At 72.6% G+C, this 21,616-nt stretch carries 18 protein-coding genes; 9 read left to right on the forward strand and 9 right to left on the reverse strand.

Translation table 11 applies throughout. The features are described from left to right. The first annotated feature begins 231 nt into the window (after positions 1-231). The 3 genes from AB0F10_RS32745 to AB0F10_RS32755 all read left to right on the forward strand — a co-directional run bounded on the left by AB0F10_RS32745 (position 232) and on the right by AB0F10_RS32755 (position 4,421). Positions 232-1,404, forward strand: a complete 1,173-nt coding sequence (locus tag AB0F10_RS32745; protein ID WP_360633894.1) for a glutamate--cysteine ligase — start codon at positions 232-234, stop codon at positions 1,402-1,404. Beyond that, the gene (locus tag AB0F10_RS32750; RefSeq protein ID WP_360633897.1) at positions 1,401-2,780 is read left to right on the forward strand and encodes an FAD-dependent oxidoreductase; all 1,380 of its coding nucleotides are present in this window, start codon (positions 1,401-1,403) and stop codon (positions 2,778-2,780) included. Before AB0F10_RS32745 ends, AB0F10_RS32750 begins: the two co-directional genes overlap by 4 nt. 132 nt (positions 2,781-2,912) lie before the next feature. Next, entirely contained in the window at positions 2,913-4,421 is a 1,509-nt protein-coding gene (locus AB0F10_RS32755) for a polysaccharide deacetylase family protein (RefSeq protein WP_360633900.1), read from the forward strand. On the opposite strand, the gene AB0F10_RS32760 is transcribed toward AB0F10_RS32755, so the two are convergent. After that, positions 4,407-5,225, reverse strand: a complete 819-nt coding sequence (locus tag AB0F10_RS32760; RefSeq protein ID WP_360633903.1) for a DNA-formamidopyrimidine glycosylase family protein — start codon at positions 5,223-5,225, stop codon at positions 4,407-4,409. The genes AB0F10_RS32755 and AB0F10_RS32760 overlap by 15 nt on opposite strands. A 130-nt stretch (positions 5,226-5,355) precedes the next feature. Here AB0F10_RS32760 and AB0F10_RS32765 point away from each other — a divergent pair, with 130 nt between their 5' ends. From AB0F10_RS32765 to rocD, 4 genes are all read left to right on the forward strand, one after another. Beyond that, positions 5,356-5,964, forward strand: coding sequence for an ATP-dependent Clp protease proteolytic subunit (locus AB0F10_RS32765; RefSeq protein ID WP_360219690.1), 609 nt, complete (start codon positions 5,356-5,358; stop codon positions 5,962-5,964). A gap of 167 nt (positions 5,965-6,131) precedes the next feature. Further along, on the forward strand, positions 6,132-6,701 hold the full coding sequence (locus AB0F10_RS32770) for a hypothetical protein (protein ID WP_360633905.1): 570 nt from the start codon (positions 6,132-6,134) through the stop codon (positions 6,699-6,701). A 142-nt stretch (positions 6,702-6,843) separates the two neighbouring features. Continuing rightward, complete coding sequence (gene ddaH / locus AB0F10_RS32775; protein WP_360633908.1) at positions 6,844-7,650, forward strand: dimethylargininase; 807 nt, start codon at positions 6,844-6,846, stop codon at positions 7,648-7,650. Further along, a complete protein-coding gene (gene rocD / locus AB0F10_RS32780; protein ID WP_360633911.1) occupies positions 7,647-8,858 on the forward strand; it encodes an ornithine--oxo-acid transaminase in 1,212 nt (403 codons plus the stop codon). The genes ddaH and rocD overlap by 4 nt, the downstream gene beginning before the upstream one ends. Before the next feature lie 32 nt (positions 8,859-8,890). Here the strand turns inward: rocD and AB0F10_RS32785 are convergent, their stop codons facing one another. Both AB0F10_RS32785 and AB0F10_RS32790 read right to left on the reverse strand, forming a co-directional pair. Next, positions 8,891-10,036 carry an FHA domain-containing protein gene (locus AB0F10_RS32785; protein ID WP_360633914.1) on the reverse strand — a complete coding sequence of 382 codons (1,146 nt, stop codon included), beginning with the start codon at positions 10,034-10,036 and terminating at the stop codon, positions 8,891-8,893. A gap of 80 nt (positions 10,037-10,116) precedes the next feature. Continuing rightward, complete coding sequence (locus AB0F10_RS32790) at positions 10,117-10,410, reverse strand: 4a-hydroxytetrahydrobiopterin dehydratase (RefSeq protein ID WP_360633917.1); 294 nt, start codon at positions 10,408-10,410, stop codon at positions 10,117-10,119. Between the two features lie 112 nt (positions 10,411-10,522). On the opposite strand from AB0F10_RS32790, the gene AB0F10_RS32795 reads away from it, so the two are divergent. Further along, on the forward strand, positions 10,523-11,326 hold the full coding sequence (locus AB0F10_RS32795; protein WP_360633920.1) for a hypothetical protein: 804 nt from the start codon (positions 10,523-10,525) through the stop codon (positions 11,324-11,326). 128 nt (positions 11,327-11,454) lie between these two features. Beyond that, positions 11,455-12,264 carry a hypothetical protein gene (locus AB0F10_RS32800; RefSeq protein WP_360633923.1) on the forward strand — a complete coding sequence of 270 codons (810 nt, stop codon included), beginning with the start codon at positions 11,455-11,457 and terminating at the stop codon, positions 12,262-12,264. A 40-nt stretch (positions 12,265-12,304) separates the two neighbouring features. Here the strand turns inward: AB0F10_RS32800 and AB0F10_RS32805 are convergent, their stop codons facing one another. The 6 genes from AB0F10_RS32805 to AB0F10_RS32830 all read right to left on the reverse strand — a co-directional run bounded on the left by AB0F10_RS32805 (position 12,305) and on the right by AB0F10_RS32830 (position 21,383). Then, positions 12,305-13,363: a 1-acyl-sn-glycerol-3-phosphate acyltransferase gene (locus tag AB0F10_RS32805; protein WP_360633941.1), complete on the reverse strand. Its 1,059-nt coding sequence runs from the start codon at positions 13,361-13,363 to the stop codon at positions 12,305-12,307. Beyond that, positions 13,360-14,208 carry a patatin-like phospholipase family protein gene (locus AB0F10_RS32810; protein ID WP_360633926.1) on the reverse strand — a complete coding sequence of 283 codons (849 nt, stop codon included), beginning with the start codon at positions 14,206-14,208 and terminating at the stop codon, positions 13,360-13,362. Before AB0F10_RS32810 ends, AB0F10_RS32805 begins: the two co-directional genes overlap by 4 nt. 110 nt (positions 14,209-14,318) lie before the next feature. Next, positions 14,319-15,743 carry a glycosyl hydrolase family 18 protein gene (locus AB0F10_RS32815; protein ID WP_360633929.1) on the reverse strand — a complete coding sequence of 475 codons (1,425 nt, stop codon included), beginning with the start codon at positions 15,741-15,743 and terminating at the stop codon, positions 14,319-14,321. 82 nt (positions 15,744-15,825) lie between these two features. Beyond that, on the reverse strand, positions 15,826-17,025 hold the full coding sequence (locus tag AB0F10_RS32820) for an ABC transporter ATP-binding protein (RefSeq protein ID WP_360633932.1): 1,200 nt from the start codon (positions 17,023-17,025) through the stop codon (positions 15,826-15,828). A 45-nt stretch (positions 17,026-17,070) separates the two neighbouring features. Continuing rightward, positions 17,071-17,958: a hypothetical protein gene (locus AB0F10_RS32825; RefSeq protein WP_360633935.1), complete on the reverse strand. Its 888-nt coding sequence runs from the start codon at positions 17,956-17,958 to the stop codon at positions 17,071-17,073. Positions 17,959-18,227: 269 nt separating this feature from the next. Further along, complete coding sequence (locus AB0F10_RS32830; RefSeq protein ID WP_360633938.1) at positions 18,228-21,383, reverse strand: M50 family metallopeptidase; 3,156 nt, start codon at positions 21,381-21,383, stop codon at positions 18,228-18,230. Positions 21,384-21,616: the final 233 nt, after the last annotated feature.

Here is a 21,616-nt window from a genome sequence, read left to right on the forward strand (position 1 = left end):
GGCCGATCGCGGCGGGCAGCAGGGCCTGTACCGCGAGAACCGCCGCGGCGAGCACCACCAGCATCGCCGCCGCGACGGCGGCGAGACCGAGCACGAGCTGCGCGGAGGATCCCTGCCCGGGGCTCTGCACGGCGGCGAGCACCCAGAACCCCAGTAGCAGCATGGCACCGAGGCTACGCCTGGTACACAAACGTCGGTGTTCGGCGGCGGGTGTTCGGGTACAACAAAGGCATGGCGACTCCGGAGCGTGCGGCCTCGGCAACGGCAACGACGATCTCCGAGGAGATGGCCGGGCGGGCCGAGGCGCAGGGCCTGCTCACCCTCGGCGTGGAAGAGGAGTATCTGCTCGTCGACGCGGTCGAGCCGCGCACCGTGGAGGCGGTCGAGGAGGTCTTCGAGGAGCTTCCCGACGACATCCGCGACTCGGTGCAGCACGAGTTCCTGCGCAGTCAGATCGAGTCGGCCAGCCCGCCGCAGCTCGAGCTGCGCGACCTGCATGACTCGATGACGCGGCTGCGGGCCGGCATCGCCGGCGCCGCCGAGCGGGCCGGCGCCCGGCTGGTCGCCGTCGGCGCCGCACCGGCGTCGGGGCCCCGGGCGCGGATCGTCGACGCCCCGCGCTACCACCGGATGCGCGAGTCCTTCGGTGACCTCTCGCCGGGCGCTGGCCTCAACGGCATGCACGTGCACGTCAGCGTCCCCGACCCGGAGACCGGCGTGCAGGTCCTCAACCACCTGCGGCCGTGGATACCGATCCTGCAGGCCGCGACCGCCAACTCGCCGCTCGCCGGCGGCCACGACACCGGGTACGCGAGCTGGCGTTCGATGATGTGGGAGCGCTGGCCGACGGTCGGCCCGGCGCCGTACCTTGCGTCGCACGAGCAGTACGAGACGCTGGTCTCGGACCTGGTCGCGAGCGGCGCGATGCTCGACAAGGGGATGCTCTACTGGTATGCGCGGCTGTCGGCGAACTACCCGACCGTCGAGATCCGGATCGGCGACGTCTGCCCCACGCTCGACGACACGATGCTGCTGGCGGCGCTCGCCCGCGGCCTGGTCGCGACGCTGCTGCGCGAGGTGCGCGACGGCCGCCCGGCCTCCAACGTGCCGCACCCGCTGCTGATGGCCGCGCACTGGCGGGCCGCGCGGGACGGGCTCGAGGGCGTCAACATCGACATGGCGACCCGGGAGACCCGGCCGGCGTGGCGGCTGATGCGCCAGCTCTTCGACTACGTGAGCCCGGAGCTGGAGCGCCACGGCGACCTCGAGACGACCACCATGCTGCTCAACCAGCTCCGCAGCCGGGGCACCGGCGCCGCCCGGCAACGTGCCCTGCTGTCGCAGCAGGGCACGGTCGCGGACGTGGTCGACTGGCTCGCGGCGGCCACCCGCGGTGAACGATGAGACTCGTCGTCGTCGGCGGCGACGCGGCCGGGATGTCAGCCGCGTCGCAGGCCCGCAAGCGGATGGGCCCCGGCGAGCTGGAGATCGTCGCGTTCGAGCGGGGCCACTTCACCTCGTACTCGGCGTGCGGCATCCCGTACTGGATCGGCGGGGTCGTCCGGGACCGCGACGCGCTGATCGTCCGGGGGCCGCAGGAGTTCCGCGAGTCCGGCATCGACGTCCGGACGCGGCACGAGGTGGTCGCGATCGACCTGGGGCGGCGCGAGGTCACCGCGCGGGATCTCGACGGCGGCGGCGAGATCCGCGAGGGCTTCGACCACCTCGTGTACGCGGCCGGCGCCGTGCCGATGACCCCCGACTGGGCGCGCGGCAACGGCGAGGGCGTCTTCGGCGTGCAGACCCTCGGCGACGGCGCGGCCGTGCAGGCGTGGCTCGATCGCGATCCGCGGCCGCGCCGTGCGGTCGTCGTCGGCGGCGGCTACATCGGCGTCGAGATGGCCGAGGCGATGGTCCGGCGCGGGCTCGAGGTGACCCTGCTGGAGCGCGCGCCGCAGCCGATGTCCACGGTCGATCCGGACATGGGCGAGCGGGTCGGCGCGGCGATCCGCGGGCTGGGCATCGACGTCCGGGTGAAGACGCAGGTGCAGGGCCTGGAGACGGCGAACGGCCGGGTGTCGGCGGTGGTCACCCAGGACGACACGGTGCCCGCCGACATCGTGGTGCTCGGCCTCGGGGTACGCCCGAACACCGCGCTCGCCGCGGAGTCCGGCATCCCGCTCGGGGTGACCGGCGGGCTGCGCACCGACCTGCGGATGCGGGTCGTCGGGCCGCGGGGGCACATCGAGGGAATCTGGGCGGCGGGCGACTGCGTGCAGACCGTGCACCTGCTCAGCGGCCGGCCGGTGCACATCGCGCTCGGCACGCACGCGAACAAGCAGGGCCGGGTCGCGGGCATCAACATCGGCGGCGGGTACGCGACCTTCCCCGGCGTTATCGGCACCGCGGTGACCAAGGTCTGCGATCTCGAGGTGGCCCGCACCGGGCTCACGGAGTCCGAGGCGGCCGAGGCCGGCTTCGAGTACGTCACCGCCTCGGTGGAGTCGACCAGCCGCGCGGGCTACTACCCGGGCGCGAGCCCGATGGTGATCAAGCTGATCGCAGAACGCCGGACCGGCGTTCTGCTCGGCGCGCAGATCGTCGGCCGCGAGGAGGCGGCGAAGCGCATCGATGCCCTGGCGATCGCGATCTGGAACAGGATGCCGGTCGAGGAGATGACGGCCCTGGATCTGAGTTACGCGCCGCCGTTCTCCCCGGTCTGGGATCCGGTGCTCATCGCCGCGCGCAGGGCAACGGATGCGGTACACGCCGCGGGCTGACGCTTATGGTCCGATGTGTCGTCATGAATGCGCTCTGCGCGCAACGCGCTGAGCGGCACTGATTACTTCCGGTCACTTGATGATCACGAATGCGGTATCGTCTTCGATCTTGTAAACGGGTAGGCATGACGAATGCCGCCGCACCCACCCTCCCGCCCGGAGCCGAAATCGGGACCGCGGCACGCGGCCCGCCCGGCGACCCGGACCCGAAACAGCGACGCGCTCACCGCGGCGACCGGCGGTTTCCCGCACGTCCAGGTTCTCGAGGGCGAGACCGCCAGCGGGCGGCACCGGCGGCCCGAATCGCTGGCCGACCCCACCGTGCTGCGACCGCCCGCATCGATCAGGATCGCCGGCGGCCGGCGGGTCGCCCTGACGCCGGCCCCGCGCCGCGGCAACGTCGGCGGCACCGCCCGGCGCGCGATCGCGGCGCTGCCGCGCACGACCGACAGCGTGCCGCGCGGCCGGCACGCCAAGGGCACCGACCCGCTGGGCATCACGGTGCGCCCGCTGCCCGTGGTCCTGGACGCGGCCGGCGCGGTCCGCGACTGGGCCCTTGCGGACAGCGGCCGCCGGCCCATCGCCGGCACCCACCGCGCACCCGGCACCCTGCCGATCGAGTCCTGGCTGCTCGTGGGCCGACGCCGGCAGCAGGCGCTGCTCGCCTCCCTGGTCGCGATCGGACTGATGCTTGTCGTCGTGCCGATGCAGCAGGGCGGCGGCGACGCCGACATCAACCCGGTCAACGCGGCCGGCCAGGCGGTCGTCACGGCGCCCAAGGCGCCGAAGAAGAAGGACAAGCCGGCCGGCAGGACGAACACTCCCGATCGGCCCGGCACGCCCGCGGCCGGCACCGCCTCGGCCGCGCCCGGGCTGCCCGCGGGCGAGCAGCCCGACCCGGCGAAGCCCACGTCCACCGCGGCGGTGCCCGCCCCGGTGATCCTGGTCCCGGAGGGCACCGGCCCGGCCAACTCGCTGCGGGTCACCGGCTCGACGTCCGTCGCGCTCACCTTCGACGACGGCCCCGACCCGGTGCAGACCCCGAAAATCCTCGAACTGCTCGCGAAATACCAGGTCAAGGCGACGTTCTGCCTGGTCGGCGAGCAGGTGCAGAAGCACCCGGAGATCGTCCGGCAGATCGCCGCCGCCGGGCACACGCTGTGCAACCACACCTGGAACCACAGCCTGAAGATCGGCAAGGACAAGCGCGGCAAGATCCGCTCCGATCTGCGGCGCACCAACGAGGCCATCCGCGCGGCGGTGCCGGACGCCGCGATCCCGTTCTTTCGCGCGCCGGGCGGCAACTTCAGCGACGCGCTCGTCGAGACGGCGTACGCGGACGGCATGACCTCGCTCTACTGGGAGGTCGACCCCCGAGACTGGGATCACCCCGAGGGCGAGGGCGACGCGGAGCACATCGACAAGGTCATCAAGAGCGTGCAGAAGGAGGTCCGGCCGGGCTCGATCGTGCTGTCGCACGACTTCAACCAGCCGGACACCATCCGCGCCTACGACGAGCTGCTGCCCTGGCTGATCGACAGGTTCGAGCTGGGCCTGCCGTCCGAGCCCAAGCCGCCGGCCGAGCAGCCCGCCGCCGAGGCGCCCGCCGCCGAGCCCCCCGCGGCGTCAGACGTCCCCTGACGCCTGGCAGCAAGGACACCAGTAGAGGTTGCGCCCGGCGAGCGGACCGCGGGCGATCGCGGTCCCGCAGACCAGGCACGGCTGCCCGGGGCGGCGATAGACGTAGACCTCGCCGCCGTGCCGGTCGACCCGCGGTGCCCGGCGCATGGCCTCGGGCGTGTGGACGGTGTGGACGGTGTCGATCCGGCCCTGCACGACGCCCTCCTTCATGAGCGCGCGCAGGTCGTTCCACAGCTCGTCCCAGCGCTGGGCCCCGATGGCGCTGCCCGGCGTGGTCGGCGACAGGCCGGCCCGGAAGAGCACCTCGTTGGCGTAGATGAGGCCGCACCCGGCGACGATCGACTGGTCCATCAGCAGGGCGAAGAGCGGCCTGGTGGCGGCGGCGATCCGCGCGTACGCGATCCGGGGGTCGGCGTCGTCGCGCAGCGGGTCCTGGCCGAGCCGGGCGCGCAGCGCGGCGACCAGGCCGGGATCGAGCACCTCGCAGGCGGTCGGGCCGCGCAGCTCGAGCCAGTGCCGCTCGTCGGCCATCCGCATCCGCACCTGCCCGACCGGGGCCGGCACCGGCGGCTCGCCGTCGGCGAACTTGCCGTAGAGCCCCAGGTGGACGTGGAGCGTCGCCCCGCCCTCGAAGTGATGCAGCAGATGCTTGCCGTAGGCCTCGGTGTCCAGCAGGGTCAGCCCGTCGAGCCGGGCGGCACCGGCGGCGAACCGCCCCTGCGGGCTGGCGACCTGGACCGCGCGGCCGGCGAAGAACGCCCGGTGTCGCGCGGCGAGCCGATGAATGGTGTGTCCCTCTGGCACCCGAGAACCCTAGCCGGGCTTTCGCCCTGAGGAGAATCACTGGGATCCCCGGCCGCTAGCGGGGAAGGTGTGAAGGGTGGAAGACAGGGCGGGTGCACCACGCGCCCGGCTGGTGCGAGAGGGTGGGTCCATGAGTGTTGACGAGATCGCGATGCGGGCGGGTGGCGCATCGTTTGACGACCAGGTCTTCGAGCGGCTGCTCCGGGAGCGCATCATCTTCCTCGGCAGCGAGGTCAACGACGAGGTGACCAACCGCATCTGCGCGCAGCTGCTGGTGCTGGCCTCGGCCGACAGCGAGAAGGACATCGCCCTTTACATCAACTCGCCGGGCGGCTCCATCAGCGCCGGCATGGCCGTTTACGACACGATGCAATACATCAAGAACGACGTGGCCACGATCGCGATGGGCATGGCGGCCTCGATGGGCCAGTTCCTGCTCTGCGCCGGCACCCCCGGCAAGCGTTACGCGCTGCCACACGCACGGGTGATGATGCACCAGCTTTCCGGCGGCATCGGCGGCACCGCGGCCGACATCGCCATCCAGGCCGAGAGCATGCTGCACATCAAGAAGGTCATGAACGAGCGGATCGCCTTCCACACCGGGCACACCCCGGAGGAGATCGGGACCGATTCCGACCGTGACCGCTGGTTCACCGCCCAGGAGGCGAAGGACTACGGCATCGTCGACCACGTGATCGCCAAGGCCGCCGACGTGTCCGCGACGTCCGCCCTGGTCTGACGCGTTTCCGCGACGGGCGCCCGGTTGTCACGGGCGCCCGTCGCGGCGCGGGGTGTCGCCGGCGGGTCTTCGGGGTATAGCCAGGACAATCCCCGAAGACCTGAGGAGGTGCTGACGTGAAACTCCCGACGTTCTCCCGCCAGTCCGATACCACCGATAGTCCGTCCGTGCCCACCGGTTCCACCGACCCGGTGCGCCCGCGGACCGACCCCCCGACCGTGACGCCGCCGCCCGCCGCACCTCCCACGGTCGTCGAGCGCCGCCCCCCGGCCGGCGGGCAGACCGCGGTCGGCAAGCGTGACACCGACCTGAACAGTCCCGACCTGCGGGCACCCGAGCGCAAGCCGGTGCAGAGCGAGCCCGACCGGTCCGGCGACAAGACGATCGAGCAGCCGGCCGTCGTGGCCGGGCCGAAGCCGCGGGCCAGCCTGCTCGCCACCCTCGGGCTGATCGTCAGCGTCATCGCGGCCATGCTCGTGCTCTCCGGGCCGCTGCTGGGCTACGGCATCGGCCTGGCCGTGCTGGGCCTGATCCTCTCGCTCGGCGGCATCTCCGCCACCGGCAAGCGGCACATCGCGGGCAAGACCGACGCGCTGATCGGCATGGTCCTCGCGCTCGGCGCGATCGTCGTCGGCGTGCTCGCCCTGACCGGCTCGCTCTCCTGGCTGGGCACCGACGCGCAGCCGGTCACGAGCGTCCGGGACTGGCTCGACGCGCAGACCGTGAACCGCTTCTAGGGGCATGTGGGGGGCGGCGGTTCGCCGCCCCCGCCACACATGCAACGAATCTTCGCGGACACCTCGGATCACGCAACGATCCGCCGCCTCGCGCATGGATGTTCTAGGGCGTACGCAGGCACTTCACGCATAGCGTTGCCCCATGACGCCCACCGCCACCCCGCGCCGCTACCTCATGTGCCGGCCCACGCACTTCGCCGTCACGTACCGGATCAATCCGTGGATGGATCCGACGGCGCCCTACGACAACGCCCTGGCCGTCAGCCAGTGGGAGAACCTGCGCCAGACCTTCCTCGACCTGGGCCACACCGTCGAGTTGATCGATCCGCTGCCGGGCCTGCCCGACATGGTCTTCGCCGCCAACGGCGCGACCGTCGTCGACGGCAAGGTGCTCGCCGTGCAGTTCCGCGACGCCGAGCGGGCCGACGAGGCCCCGGCGTACGCCGCCTGGTTCTCGGCCTCCGGCTTCGAGGTGTTCGAGTCGAAGCACACCAACGAGGGCGAGGGCGACATCCTGCTCGCCGGCGACGTGCTGCTGGCCGGCACCGGCTTCCGCACCGCGCACGCGGCGCACGCGCAGACCCAGGAGGTCTTCGGCCGCCCGGTGATCACGCTGCAGCTGGTCGACCCCGCGTTCTACCACCTCGACACCGCGCTGTGCGTGCTTGACGAGCGCAACATCGCGTACCTGCCGTCCGCCTTCTCCCCCGGCTCGCAGGCCGTCCTGCGCCGGCTCTTCCCCGACGCGGTCATCGCCACCCGGGCCGACGCCGAGGTGTTGGGCCTCAACGCGGTCAGCGACGGACGTACCGTTGTCCTGCCGGTGCAGGCCACCGCGCTGAACGCGGCGCTGCGCGAGCGGGGCTACGAGACCGTCGGAGTCGACGTGTCCGAGCTGCGCAAGGCCGGCGGCGGACCGAAGTGCTGCACCCTGGAGGTACGAGCGTGACCGACCTTGACCTGCGGACGCCCGCCGCGCTGGCTGACGCCGAGCGCTGGACCGCACACAACTACCACCCGCTGCCGGTGGTCATCGCCGACGCCGAGGGTGCCTGGGTCACCGACGTCGACGGCCGCCGCTACCTCGACTTCCTCGCCGGCTACTCGGCGCTGAACTTCGGCCACCGGCACCCCGAGCTGATCAACGCCGCGCACGCGCAGCTGGACCGCCTCACGCTGACCAGCCGGGCGTTCGTGCACGACCAGTTCGCCGACTTCTGCCGCGGGCTGGCCGAGCTCTGCGGCAAGGAGCTCGTGCTGCCGATGAACACCGGCGCCGAGGCCGTCGAGACCGGCATCAAGGTCGCCCGCAAGTGGGGCTACCAGGTCAAGGGCGTGCCCGACGGGCAGGCGGAGATCATCGTCGCGGACGGCAACTTCCACGGCCGCACGACGACGATCATCAGCTTCTCCACGGACACCGACGCCCGCGACGACTTCGGGCCCTACACCCCGGGCTTCCGGATCGTCCCGTACGGCGACCTGGAGGCGCTGGCCGCCGCGATCACCCCGAACACGGTCGCCGTACTGCTGGAGCCGATCCAGGGCGAGGCCGGCGTGCTGGTGCCGCCCGCGGGCTACCTCGCCGGCGTGCGCGGCCTGTGCGACGACTCCAACGTGCTGTTCATCGCGGACGAGATCCAGTCCGGCCTGGGCCGGACCGGCAAGACCTTCGCGATCGAGCACGAAGGGGTCGTGCCGGACATGTACCTGCTGGGCAAGGCGCTCGGCGGTGGCATCGTGCCGGTGTCGGCCGTGGCGGCCGACCGCAACGTGCTCGGCGTGCTCAAGCCCGGCGAGCACGGCTCCACCTTCGGCGGCAACCCGCTGGCCTGCGCGGTCGGCGCCGCGGTGGTCCGGCTGCTGGCAACCGGCGAGTTCCAGGAGCGCTCCGCGCGGCTGGGCGCCCGGCTGCACGAGAGCCTGAACGCCCTGATCGGCAAGGGCGTGCTCGCGGTCCGCGGACGCGGCCTCTGGGCCGGCGTCGACATCGACCCGGCGCTGATGACCGGCCGGGAGGCCGTCGAGCGGCTCGCCGCGCGCGGGGTGCTGGCGAAGGACACGCACGGCTCGACGATCCGGCTGGCACCGCCGCTGGTCGTCACCGAGCAGGACCTGGACTACGCGGTGGCCCAGCTCGCCGCGATCCTGGCGTAGGACGGTAGGGGGAGGCGGCGCGCCGCCTCCCCCTACCGCTCGAACTTGCGGATGGCCATCGTCGGAGCCTCCGCCATGACGGACGACGGCTGAACCACGCCGCCCGTCGACCACAGCTTGGCGCGGCCCACGTTGACGCCGCCGTAGAGCTCCACCACGTCGTTCGCCGCCAGGACCCGGGTCTCGTCGCGGTTGAGCGTGACCCGCTGGTCGTCGTCCAGCGATCCGCCCGGACGGATGCCCGTGCCGTTGGTGCTCACGTCCTGGGCCGTCAGCTCGCCGCCGCGCAGCATCAGGCGCACGTGGCCGCGGCTGATCCACTTCCGGGCATCCTCGGTCAGCCACTGGCCGAGCATGACGCCGCCGCCCTCGGGGGCGCGGCCCACCACGACCGGCTTGTCCTGCGACACCACGAAGCGCTGCCGCACGACGCCGTCGATGCGCACCGAGAGCACCTCGACCGCCGGCCGGGCACCGGCGTCACGCAGCCGGGTGCCGTGCCGCGGGCAGGTCGGAGCGCCGGAGCGCAGCGCGGGCGGCGGCTGCGCGACCGGGGCGGTCACCTTGCGCATGTCGGCGAACGGGCTGTCCGGGTCGCCGCCGGAGTCGAAGGCGTTGCAGTTGGACTCGGGGCAGCTCCAGACCCGGGCGAGCAGCTTCTGGCCCATCGGGGAGGGCTCGCCCACCGCCGGGATCTCGCCCCGGCCGACGCGGGCCACCAGCACCGGCCCGGACGCGCCGGCGACCGCGGCGAGCAGCCGGCCCGGCTCCTCGACCCACGGACGGCGGTCCCGGAACTGTTCGGCGCGGGTGCGGGTCAGCACGGGCAGGCCCAGCAGCTCGGCCACCTCGAGGACCCGGTCGTCGAGCTGCGGAACCACCTCGACCACGCCGTCGTCCGCCCAGCGCCGGACCACCATGCGCTCGTTCGAGGTCAGGTCGGCGTCGGAGAGCAGGCCGCGCGGCACCACCGCGTACACCGGCACGTTCTCCTCGGAGACGTGCCGGCCCAGCGCGTCGATGACCAGGCCCAGCCGCAGCATGCTGGCCGGGCGCCCGCCGTCGAGGTCGGCGTAGCGCACGATCTCGGCGAGGTCGACGACGGCACGGGCGAGGGCCGGGTCGGTGGTGAGCCGGGCCTCGATGGCGTCGAGGACCTTGCTGACCTCGAATCTCACGGGGCCTCCCTGAACGTACGCACGCGGCTATCTTCGGCCATCATGCCGTCTGGCCCCGGCGTGCGGCCAATCAGGGCGCTTCAGGACGCGTCGGCGAGGATCCGGTCAATGCGGTTGGCCAGGGCGATGTCGCGAGTCGTGACGCCGCCGGCCGAGTGTGTCACGCAGCGGAAGGTCAGGGTCCGCCAGCGGATGTCGATGTCCGGGTGATGGTCCATCTCTTCCGCGATTTTCGCGACCCGGTCGACCACCGCTATCGCCGCGGGGAAACTGCGTAGGCCCACGGTGCGCACGATCGCGTCCGTCCCGCCCTCCCAGCCGTCGAGGACGGCCACGGCACTGCGTACGGAATCGGCGTCGAGCAGGTCAGCCATGACTCAACCTTAGTGCCCGGCCGCCGCCCGGCCGTGGCGGCCCGGACGCGGATGTCGCATCCCTTCGCTATGTTGGGCGCCGAAACACGGGGGACGATGGGGAGGAAGACGGATGACGAATCGACGGCTTGCGATCGCGGGGCTCGCCCTGGTGGCCGCTCTCGGCCTGGCCGGATGCGGCCCGAACGACGACAAGGCGAAGTCGGGCGCCGGCGCCACCGCGGCGGGCAAGGCCACCGAGGCGGCCGCCGACAACCTCGACCCGGCGGCCGAGCTCGGCGCCGCCGCCAAGAAGCTGGGCGAGCAGAGCATGCGCATCAAGATGGACATGGCCGGGGCGATCAGCATGACCGGCGTGGCGGACCCGAAGGCGGGCGTCGCGCAGATGGCGATGGACATGGGTGCGCTGAGCAAGGACACCACCATCGAGGTGCGCAAGGTCGACCAGGACGTCTACATGAAGTTCAGCGGCCAGATGGGGAAGATGATCGGCGGCAGCAACGGCGGCAAGCCGTGGATGCACGTCGACGCCGCGAAGATCGCCGACGGCAGCAGCTTCAAGCTGCCGAAGGACGACCCAGCGGGCAGCAAGGCGATGATCGCCGCGATGACCAAGGTCGAGCGGGTCGGTGAGCACGGCTTCAAGGGCCTGCTCGACCCGACCAAGATGCCGCAATACAACAAGGAGAGCCTGAAGGCGCTCGGCACCAAGGCGACCGCGATGCCGTTCACGGCGAAGACCGACGACCAGGGCCGGCTCGTCGAGATCACGCTGGACATGAGCGGGATCAGCCCCGGCGCCGGCGAGATGAAGACCACGTATTCGGACTTCGGCACGCCGGTCACCGTCGAGGCGCCGCCGGCGGCGCAGGTCGGCGAGTTGCCGAAGGAGCTCTCGGGCCTGCTCAACGCCTGATCACCGGCCGGTCCGGGCGGGCGGCCGCCCGCCCGGATCGATGTCCGTTTGCACGGCAACCGCATCGGGCACTTCACCTGTCGACCGTCGTCACCCCCGGACGATCGGCAGGGCAAGGAAGGACCGACATGCGGATGCCACGATTCGCCGGACTCGGCCTCGCAACGATCGCCGCGGTCGCTCTCGCGGCGGGCGGATGCGCGGCCAAGGACGACGCCACCCCGGGCGGCGGCGCCTCGACGGCGCCCGGCCCCAGCGCCTCCGGCGTCGCGGGACCCGCCGACCCGGCCGCCGCGGCCGAGCTGGCCTCCGCCGCCGCCGCGCTCGGCACCACCAGCTTCAAGGTCACCATGACCTCCGGGCCCGGGCTCGAGCTGAACGGCCAGATGGACGCCCCGAACGGCCTCGGCACGGCCGAGCTGACCGCGACCGGGCCGAACACCAAGATCAGCGTCAAGACCCTGCTCGTGGACCAGGATCTCTACCTCCAGGTGGACGGCATCACCAAGGCCGGCACGTGGACCCACGTCGACGTGTCCCGCCTGCCCGAGGGCGCCGACGTCGGGCTGCGCCCCGGCCAGATCGACCCGGCCGACACGGCCCGGCTGCTGAATTCCACCACCGACGTCCAGAGGGTCGACTCGCGCAGCTACCGGGGCAACCTGGACCTGTCCAAGGCGGCCGGCGTCGCGGGCGTCGACCGGACGATGATCGAGGCCTGGGGCGCGCAGGCGCAGAAGGTCCCGTTCACGGCGGGCCTCGACGAGCAGGGCCGGCTGTCGGCCCTGACGATCCAGCTTCCGGCGGTCAACGGCCGGGAGACCCCGCCGCTCGAGACGCTCTACACCGACTACGGCGTCAAGATCGAGGCGAAGAAGCCCGCCCCGTCGGAGATCACCGAGGCGCCCGACAGTCTCTACACCAGCCTGGGCGGCTGACCGCCCCGGCCAGGACAGGACCGGCGCCGGGCTGCGCTCCTCAGGGAGCCACCCGGCGCCGCGCCGTCCAGTCGCTGCCCAGCGGCCGGGGCCGCGGCTTGTTCTCCTCGATCCAGGCGTCGATGTGCGCCCACCAGTCATAGAGCCAGCGCACCCGCTCCTCCTCGTCGGCCGGGATCTCCTCCGGCGGTACGCTCCAGAACCGCATCACCAGTTGCTTGTCCATCGGCAGCTCGCGCCACACGTCGCCGACCGTGATCATGCGGTCCAGCCCGGTGTGCGCGCAGAAGATGACCCCGGCGTCCGGCGCGGCGTCGATCGCCGTGAACAGCCCGCTCGGCTTCGGCGGCAGCACGTTGCGCATGCCCTCGGCCCGTACCGCGATGTCCTCCATGCCGCGGGACCGCAGGAAGGCGATCGCCCGGATCCGCCGGCGCGGGGTGAAGTTGCCGCCCTCCGGGAAGATCACGAACGCGTCGTTGTCGTCCAGGCCCGTGGCCAGCTCGCCGATCTCCTGCTCCAGCGAGTGCGTGCGGACGTGGCCGGGCGAGATGAACCTGTTGGGGAGCCGGTTGAGCAGGATGTCGACCGCCGGATCCCACTGCAGCGTCGCCTTCAGCACGATCCGTGGTTCCCGGTCGAACCAGTTGACCAGCCCGTGAATCAGGATGAACGAGTCGCCGGGCCCGGCATGCCGGCTCACCACGATCTCCGGGCGCCCGGGCATGCCGGTGTCCGGGTCGGTGCCGACGATGTCGACGCTCAGATGCAGGGCCCACTTGGCCAGCCAGAACAGCACGCCGAGGAAGCGGCCGGTGAGCACGTAGTGCGCCCGCTGAAACGCCGCGCTGCGGATCTTCCACCCGAAGCCGGACGCGAACCACAGCACGGTCAGGCAGACCAGCGCGGCCGCGTCCCACACCAGGTAGACCATCGCCAGGAAGACCAGCCGCGGCACCCGCAGGCGCCCCGGCACCAGCGGCGACACGGCGAGCGCCAGGAGCAACCAGACCGGCAGGGTGGTGAGCATCAGGACGGCGAGCACGACGACCAGCGGGGCGATCACCAGCCGTCGGACCCAGACCGGCGGCAACATCAGAGGTCGTCGGGCCGGGCGGGGGTCACATTCGCGGCCAGGTAGCGGCGCGACGCGGTGTAGGCCCGGCTGATCCTGCGGCCGGCGGCCGCCATGTCCCGGTAGGCCCACGGCGAGTCGTCGCGGCTCTCTCCGCCCCCGGTCGGTAACACATGCACCCGTACATCGTCGGGCAGCGATGCAACATCGCGGGCGAACCGGTGCCGGCGGGCGATCTCGAACGCCACCTGCGCCACCTCCCAGGGCCGCTTGGGCGCCGTCAGGGGACGCTCGATCCGCCCGACCTGCAGCACGAAGATCTGCTTGGCACCCACCCGGACAGCCTCGCTGATCGGGATCGAATTGACGATCCCCCCATCGACAAAATGCTCGCCGGCGATCTCCATGGGCGGAAGCAGCCCCGGAACGGAGGAGGAGGCGAGCACGGCGTCGACAAGCGGTCCACTGTCGAACCAGTGCTCGGCGGCGCGCTCGATGCTGGCGGCGCAGCAGTGGAAGGGCACCTTGAGGTCGGCGAAGTCGCAGTTCTCCCCCAGCTCCGAGGCGAGCAGCCGGCGCAGCGGCAGCGGGGAGTGCAGATGGGTCCGCGCGGCGAAGCGGCGTAGCTGCCGGGCGAGCGAATCGCCGTAGACCTCCGCCGCCTCGGGCGAGGACCAGAGCCGGACGAGCCGGCCGGTGACGGCCTCGGTGGGGTCGGCGGCGACCAGCGCGCCGTTCACGGCGCCGATGGACGTGCCGATCACGACGTCGGGTCGGTAGCCGCCCCGGAAAAGGGCACGCAACATGCCCACCTGCACGGCGCCGAGCACGCCGCCCCCGCCAAGCACGAACGCAACCGGCCCATCCATGCCTTCATCGTGTCACGGCGTGCGGTCCGTACCCGCCGGGCCGCGCGGGTGGGCGGCGCGGGACGGAGGCGGCGGCCCGCCGTGGTGCGCGGGCCGCCGCGGTGAGCCCGTCAGCCCAGGGCGTTGAGGAACGGCTCGTGGCTGTTGCGGAACTCCCAGTTGTAGAACCTGTCCCAGTTGATCGACCAGGTCATCAGGCCGCGGAAGTTCGGATTGGTGCCGCTGCGTACCGTGTAGCCGCCGCAGTTCGCGCCCTTGACCAGGCAGGTCACCGCCTGCTGGACGCCGGCCGGCGCCACATAGCCGTTGCCCGCGCTCACCGAGGACGGTGCGCCGAAGGCGATCTGGTCCTCGCGCAGCGCCGGGAACATGTTGGCCGTGTTGCCCGCCACCGGGAAGCCCGCGAGCATCATGTCGGTCATCGCGATGTGGAAGTCGGCGCCGCCCATGCTGTGGTACTGGTTGTCCAGGCCCATGATCGAGCCCGAGTTGTAGTCCTGGACGTGCAGGACCGTGAGGTCGTTGCGCATGGCGTAGATGACCGGGAGGTAGGAGCCCGCGCGCGGGTCCTGGCCGCCCCACGGACCCGAGCCGTAGTACTGGTATCCGAGCTGGACGAAGAACGTCTCCGGCGCCATGGTCAGGACGAAGTTCGCGCCGTAGCGGGACTTCAGCGATTTCAGGGCCGAGATGAGGTTGACGATCACCGGGGTGGTCGGGTTCTTGAAGTCGGTGTCGCCCGTGTTGAGCGACAGCGAGTGGCCCTCGAAGTCGATGTCGACGCCGTCGAGCCCGAACTTGTCGATGATCGCGGCGACCGAGGAGACGAACTTGTCCCGGGCCCCGGTCGTGGTCAGCTGGACCTGGCCGTTCGCGCCGCCGATCGAGAGCAGCACCTTCTTGCCCGCGGCCCGCTTCGCCCTGATCGCGCTGATGAAGTCGGCCTCGCTCTCCACGCCCGGGCATTCCGCCGCCGGGCAGAGGGTGAAGCGGATGTCACCTGAGGTCGCGCTGGTCGGCTCGCCGAAGGCCAGGTTGATGATGTCCCAGTCCGCCGGCACGTCGGCCATCTTCAGGTAGCCCGAGCCGTTCGCGAAGCTGGAGTGCAGATAGCCGATGAGCGCGTGCTTCGGCAGGCCCGTCGCCGGCGGCGGGGTGGTCGGCGGCGGGGTGGTCGGCGGCGTCGTCGGTGGAGTCGTGGGTGGCGTCGTCGGCGGCGTGGTCGGTGGGGTCGTCGGCGGAGTCGTGGGCGGGGTGGTCGGCGGCGTGGTGGGCGGGGTGGTGCCGCCGCAGGCGCCGTTGTCGATCCAGACGTCCCACTGGCCGCTGTGGGTGGCCGGGATCTCGTTCTGCGTCCACCACTTCGCGGTGTAGTTCTTGCCCTGGTACGAGGCGGAGTTGTCCTTGACGTAGACGGCCGACGCGCTCCACACCGGGGAACAGGCGACGGCGGCGCTCGCGGACGAGGCTATGTAGACGGTTGAGCCGGCGGCCGCGAGAGCGGCGGACACGGCCAGGATCAGTGAGCGGCGCATGGGGGGTGGCCTCCACGTCGGTATATCGACAGTTGGCCAATTATTAGGACTGTTAACTGATTCTGTCCAGTGATGACAACAATTACCCGGCGGCCAATCGGATCCGCCGGCCACCGCGATCGAAGAGCAGCAGATCGTCCAGCCCCACCCCGACGGCGATCTCCTCGCCCCGCACGACCCGCCCGGGCATCGCGATCCGGACCATCACCTCGCCCATCGGCGGCGGATCCACCAGGTCATACGTCGGATAGAACCCGTACGGGGTACTGGGGGCGGGCGCCGCGGCGCGGGCGGTCGGCGGCTGCATCCACGGGCTCGGCACCCCGCCGACGTCGACGTGCGCCAGCGACTCGTGCCCCAGGTTCTCCACCTCGCACACCGTGCCGCGCAGCATCATGCCCTGCGACCCGGGCGAGAGGGCCCGCAGCGCCACCGTCACCCGGTCGGTGTGATGGCGGCCCAGCACGGCCGTACGCGGATCACCCGGCGGCAGCTCCAGCACCTGGGAGCCGAAATCGAGCACCACCCGGCACTCGTCGGCGTACACGGCCGCCTCCAGCAGGCTGGTGCGCGGGATGCCGAGGAACGCCGCCACGAACAGGTTGTCGGGGTCCGCGTACACCTCGGCGGGCGGGCCGACCTGCTGCAGGGTCCCGGACCGCAGCACCGCCACCCGGTCGGCCATGCTGAGCGCCTCGACCTGGTCGTGCGTCACGTAGACCGTGGTGACCCCGAGCCGCCGGGCCAGCGCCACGATCTCCGCGCGCAGCGCCGCCCGCGCGCCGGCGTCGACATTGGACAGCGGCTCGTCGAGCAGGAAGACGGCGGGATTGCGGATCAGCGCGCGGGCCACCGCCACCCGCTGCCGCTGGCCGCCCGACAGATACTCGGGATAGCGGCTGAGCAGGTCGGCGACGCCGGCGTTGCGGGCCGCCTCGGCCACCCGCAGGCCGATGTCGGCCGCCGGGACCGGCACGGTGCGCAGCGGAAAGCCGATGTTCTGGGCGACGGTCAGATGCGGGTAGAGGGCGTGGTCCTGGAAGACCATCGCGATGCGGCGATCACGGGGCTCGATCTGGCCGACCGGCACGTCGTCGAAGTGCACGACGCCCGAGGTCGGCTCCTCGATCCCCGCCAGCAGCCGCAGCAGCGTCGACTTGCCGCAACCCGTCGGGCCGAGCAGCACCATGAACTCGCCGGGCGCCACATCCAGATCGACGTGGTCCACCGCGACGACGTCGTCGAAGGTCTTCGTTAGCTCGCGCGCGGCGATCGCCACCATGCCCATCATCGTGGGCTTCGGCGGCCGTCAATACCAGAGTCTCGGCTACTGCAGGACCGTTCGGTCGAGCCAGCCGTCGCCGTCGTCGTCGAACATGCGCTTCTCGAAGACGCCGTCGTGGTCCTTGTCGTAGTCGGCGTAGTCGACCCGGTTGTCGAGGTCCTTGTCGACGCCGACGAAGTCGGCCCTGCCGTCGTGGTTGAGGTCGACCCGGATCTCCGCGCCGCCGCCCTCGTGGCCGCGATAGGTCGCCTTGTCCAGGTGGCCGTCGCCGTCGGCGTCCACCTGGTTGTGGTAGCCGCTCGGCGGTGCCAGATGCTCCGCCTCGCCCTGCCCCTTACCGGGGCCGCCCAGCGCCTCACCGACCTTCTGGAACGCGTCGCCGAAGCCGCTGCGGGGCGCGTCGCCGAGCCGGGAGACGGCCGGCAGCCCGTCCAGGTCGGGGGCATCCTCGAGCCCGGGCGCGGAACCGAGGCCCGATCGCGCGGCCAGGTCTCCGCCGCCGGCGCCCCAGGCGTCGGGCGCCGAGCCGAAGCCCTCGCTCGCCGGGTATCCGACGGCGCCGCGCGCGGCGGCTCCGGCGGCGGTGCCGAACTCTGACCACTCCCCCAGGGAGTCCCTGGCCGAGCCGGGTCCGGCTGCCACCGGCGCGGAGCCGAAGCCCTGCCGGGCCCCGCCGCTGCCGAAGCTGTCGGACGCGCCGCCCAGGCCGCCGAACGAGGAGAACAACCCGAACGTGCTCGACTTGCTCACCCGGTCCTCGACCGCGGCCGCGGACGCGCCGGGATCCGCGCTGACCTGCTGCCGCAGCAGCTCGGCCTCGCCGGCCTCGAGCCGGTATCCGTCCAGGGCGCCGGCCGGGTCGGCGGCCAGCAGCGCCTGGAACGACGGGTCGGTGAGCAGCCGCTCCAGCACCGCGTCGAAATCACTCATGCCAACCACGTTAGGAGCCGCCGTCCAGTGCCCGCCATCGGCGGGGTGGTCAGTCCAGTTCGGGCATGGCCACCGGCTGTGGCCTGGGCCGGCAGGTGCCGCACTGGACCGCGTCCTCGACCACGAGCGCCTCGGCCCGGGCGCGTGACGCCGACCGGCTCACCTGAAGGAGGTACGGCCCGAAGCGGGCGTGGTCCTCGCAGACCCCCCTGCCGCAGAACCGGCACGTCCCGCGGGCGGCCTTGGCACAGAACCAGCAGAGCACGTCGTCATCCAATCACAGGTGGTTCGGGGGGCGTCGTCGTCGGAGACGCGGTCGTCGGGGCCGTCGTCGGCGCCGTCGTCGGCGGCGAGGTCGTCGGCCTGGTGGTGGGTGCCGTGGTCGGCGCCGTCGTCGGCCGGGTCGTCGGCCTGGTCGTCGGCCGGGTCGTCGGCCGCGTCGTCGGCGCGGTGGTCGTCGGGTCCGGGACGTCCGGCGTCACCGGGTCCGCCGGGTCGTCCGTCGGCTCCGGCAGCACCGTCGCCTCCGTCGTCGGCGGGGTGGCGCTCGGCGACACGGCGTCGGTCGGCAGGTCGGACGGCAGCGGCTCGTCGCTCGGCGACGGGCTGGGCGAACCGGCCGGCGGCTCGACCTTGACGCCGTCACCGCAGCTCAGGTCGGTGCCGGTGGGCGGGCTCGGCGTTCCGTCGACGTAGACCCGGCCGGTGGCGACGCTCAGGCCGACCGGCTCGACCGCGTACCAGGCGGATCCGCTGTTGGTGATGACACCGCCGGCGGGCCGGGAGACGGCCAGCTCGAGCGGCTGGAAGGCGCCGCTCGTGCTGGCGGTGTCGGCGAGCAGCCGGCCGAGTTCGACCGTGAGGGCGCCGTGCGGCACGCGGTGGCGTCCCACGTCGGTGTAGAGCCGGCCGACCCGGCCGCCGGAGCCGGCGCAGAACAGCGTGGCCGAGCCGCCCTGGAAGGTCAGCCGCCCGGTGGCCTTCGGCGGGACCGCGATGCGGGCGCCCTCGTCGACGTAGCGCCGGTCGCCCACCCCGATGGTCTCGGTCCGGCCGTCGATGGTCACGGTGATCGTGCCGCGGTCCGCGGTGAGCAGCGCCCGGTCGGTGGGCATCTCGGCCCAGGCCGGCCCGGGTACGAAGTTCATGCCGGTGAGCAGCACCGCCAGCAGCAGGAACAGCAGGACCAGCCACCACATCCGGCGCTCGAAGCGGCGGTCGACCTCGGGGTCCTCGGTGCCGTCCGGCGGACCGGGCGGCATGGCGAGGGGCGGATAGACGCCGCCGGAGTGCACACCGGACGCGGCCGGCCCGCTCTCCGCCGGCCCGCCGCGCGTGTGCAGGGACGAGCCGACCAGCGGCGGCAGGTCGGAGGCGTCGGGGATCACCCACAACCGTACGGGCGTCCGGGTCTGCGCGACCATCCCCGGGCTGCCGTCGCCGACCGGGCCCACCAGCGTGCCGCGGCGCAGTTCGACCCCGTCGGGCATGGCGATGACGCCGGACTCGACGACGACGGCGTGGGTGGGTCCGGGCAGGACGACCGGCGCGCCGGGTTCGAGGTCGACCGGGTGCGCGGAGGCGATCAGCGCGAGCCGCTCGTCGCCGGCCAACCCGGACAGCGCGGGGGTGTCGGCGAAGAGCGCCTCCGCCTCGGCCCGGTCGGCGGGCGGCGGTCCCGGCAGCGGACCGATCACGGTCGCGACCGTGGCCGTTGGCACGGAGAGCAGCGTGGTGCCGGCCGTGTGCCAGTCCAGTGCGGTCGAGCGGCCGGTGAGCGCGTTGGCCAGCCCGACTACGCCGCCGGCGCCGACGTGGTGGCGGATGATGCCGCCCGGATCGCCCGGCTTGCGGGCCTGCATGGCGCCATCCACGACGACGTAAACGGCCTGCTGGGCGGAGCCGGCCACGACCAGCTGGGTGCCGGAGGCCGGTCGCAGCCAGCGCGCCCGGGCGGCGAGCCCGGCCAGCGCGGGCTCGGGCAGGCCGCCGAGGTCGGAGGCGCGCAGCGCGGCGAGCCGGCGGGGCGCGTCGGCCTCGCGCTGCTTCTCGGAGGCGCGCGCGCGGGAGGCCCGCCACCAGCGGGCCAGCCGCCCGGTGGCGAGATAGATCAGCGGCGCGCAGAGCCCGAGCACGATCAGCACCAGCAGCGACTGCGCGACGAGGCCGCCGTGCCAGAGACCGGTGGCGAGCCCGGCCACCCGATCGGACCAGACCCGGTACGCGAGGTTGGCGGCTATCGCGAGCCAGAGCACCGCCAGCACGCCGTACATGGCGACGATGCGGCCCTCGCGGTCGAGGCCGGACCACGCCGGCGGGCGCCCGCGCAGGCGGCCGGTCACCCAGGACAGGCCCCGGCCGCGCAGGTTCGGGATCTCCAGCCAGTCCATCAGCAGGTAGTAGCCGTCCAGCGCCAGCAGCGGGTTGAGGTTGAACAGCACGTTGACATACCAGGCGAAGGCCAGCTTGAAGGCGAGCGGCCCGAGCGCCGGCACGGCGAGCCCGATGAGCTGCATCGACCCGGCCAGGATCAGGCCCGTGGCCGGCCCGGCGGCGGTGACGAGGATCCGGGCGCGGCGTCCGGCCATCCACACGTCGGTGGTGTCGACGAAGACGGACGGAATCCCGAAGAAGACCAGCACGCCGGCCGCGGGCACCTCCCGCCCGGCATGTTTGGTGGCCAGCGCGTGGCCCAGCTCGTGACTCGCCAGGGCCAGCAGGTTGAGCAGCAGCAGAACGATCGCACCGAGCAGATAGGACCCGTTGGCCAGGAAGATCGCCTGACTGCCCCGCCACCAGGTGGCGACGAAGAGGCCCATCCCGGCGAGCGCGAAGACGGCCATGACGATCGCCGCGGCCTTGGTGAACAGGAACCGGCCGCCGCCGCGGTAGAGCGCGGAGACGACGCCGTCGATGTCGAAGACCAGCATGCGGCGCCCGCGCGCCGCCGCGAGCACACCGCTGCCCAGGCGCTGCGGCAGCGGCCGGCGCTCGAGCTCCTGCAGCGGGCGGAACGCGTCCATCGGCAGCTCGTCGAGCATCCGGTTGCCGGCCAGGTCGGCGACGACCCGCCGGACCTGGTCGGGCGCGAGGCGGCCGGCGAGCCGGGCGAACTCGGCGACCAGCCGGGCGACCGTGTGCGTGCCGTCCATCATCAGGGCGAGCTGCCACTCCTCCGGCGTCAGCCGCAGATAGCAGGCGCGGCCGCCGTCGTCGGGCGAGCGCAGCATCACGTACTCGGAGCCGCGCACGCTGGTGAGCCCGGCGGCCTCGATGCCCACGCGGAGCACGGGCCGGGCCCGGGCGGGGTTGAGCCGGTCGACGACCGCGCCCCAAAGCCCGGGATCCGCGGGACCGAGCGGCTCGCCCGGTGCCCGTCCGGCCAGGGCTTCCCAGACACTCATCCGGGTCTCGACGTAGGTCACTGGGGGTCGACCTTCCAATCCGCTATGGCGAATGGAGACTAGGCGGTCAGCCATGAGGAAGGCGAGCCCCCTATAAGCCGTTCAACACCAGAAATTCCAGCAGAGCGGACAAAAAGGTGCGGTGGGGGGGGGGGGGGGGCCCCCCCCCGGCCCGGCGCCCCCCCCCCCCCCACGGGGGGGGGGGGGGCGTCGGCGGCGCGGGGCCCCCGGGGGGGGCGGGGGGGGGGGCGGCG

This window comes from Actinoplanes sp. NPDC026623, from assembly GCF_040638275.1.
Taxonomy (GTDB): Bacteria; Actinomycetota; Actinomycetes; order Mycobacteriales; family Micromonosporaceae; genus Actinoplanes.

Excerpts from the sequence above, each read along its gene's own strand:
- AB0F10_RS32795 (WP_360633920.1), top strand. The coding sequence starts at position 10,523 with ATGACGAATCGACGGCTTGCGATCGCGGGGCTCGCCCTGGTGGCCGCT.
- AB0F10_RS32750 (WP_360633897.1), top strand. The coding sequence starts at position 1,401 with ATGAGACTCGTCGTCGTCGGCGGCGACGCGGCCGGGATGTCAGCCGCG.
- AB0F10_RS32815 (WP_360633929.1), bottom strand. The coding sequence starts at position 15,743 with ATGCGCCGCTCACTGATCCTGGCCGTGTCCGCCGCTCTCGCGGCCGCC.
- AB0F10_RS32790 (WP_360633917.1), bottom strand. The coding sequence starts at position 10,410 with ATGGCTGACCTGCTCGACGCCGATTCCGTACGCAGTGCCGTGGCCGTC.
- AB0F10_RS32800 (WP_360633923.1), top strand. The coding sequence starts at position 11,455 with ATGCGGATGCCACGATTCGCCGGACTCGGCCTCGCAACGATCGCCGCG.
- AB0F10_RS32810 (WP_360633926.1), bottom strand. The coding sequence starts at position 14,208 with ATGGATGGGCCGGTTGCGTTCGTGCTTGGCGGGGGCGGCGTGCTCGGC.
- AB0F10_RS32755 (WP_360633900.1), top strand. The coding sequence starts at position 2,913 with ATGCCGCCGCACCCACCCTCCCGCCCGGAGCCGAAATCGGGACCGCGG.
- AB0F10_RS32745 (WP_360633894.1), top strand. The coding sequence starts at position 232 with ATGGCGACTCCGGAGCGTGCGGCCTCGGCAACGGCAACGACGATCTCC.
- AB0F10_RS32765 (WP_360219690.1), top strand. The coding sequence starts at position 5,356 with ATGAGTGTTGACGAGATCGCGATGCGGGCGGGTGGCGCATCGTTTGAC.
- ddaH (WP_360633908.1), top strand. The coding sequence starts at position 6,844 with ATGACGCCCACCGCCACCCCGCGCCGCTACCTCATGTGCCGGCCCACG.
- AB0F10_RS32820 (WP_360633932.1), bottom strand. The coding sequence starts at position 17,025 with ATGGTGGCGATCGCCGCGCGCGAGCTAACGAAGACCTTCGACGACGTC.
- AB0F10_RS32825 (WP_360633935.1), bottom strand. The coding sequence starts at position 17,958 with ATGAGTGATTTCGACGCGGTGCTGGAGCGGCTGCTCACCGACCCGTCG.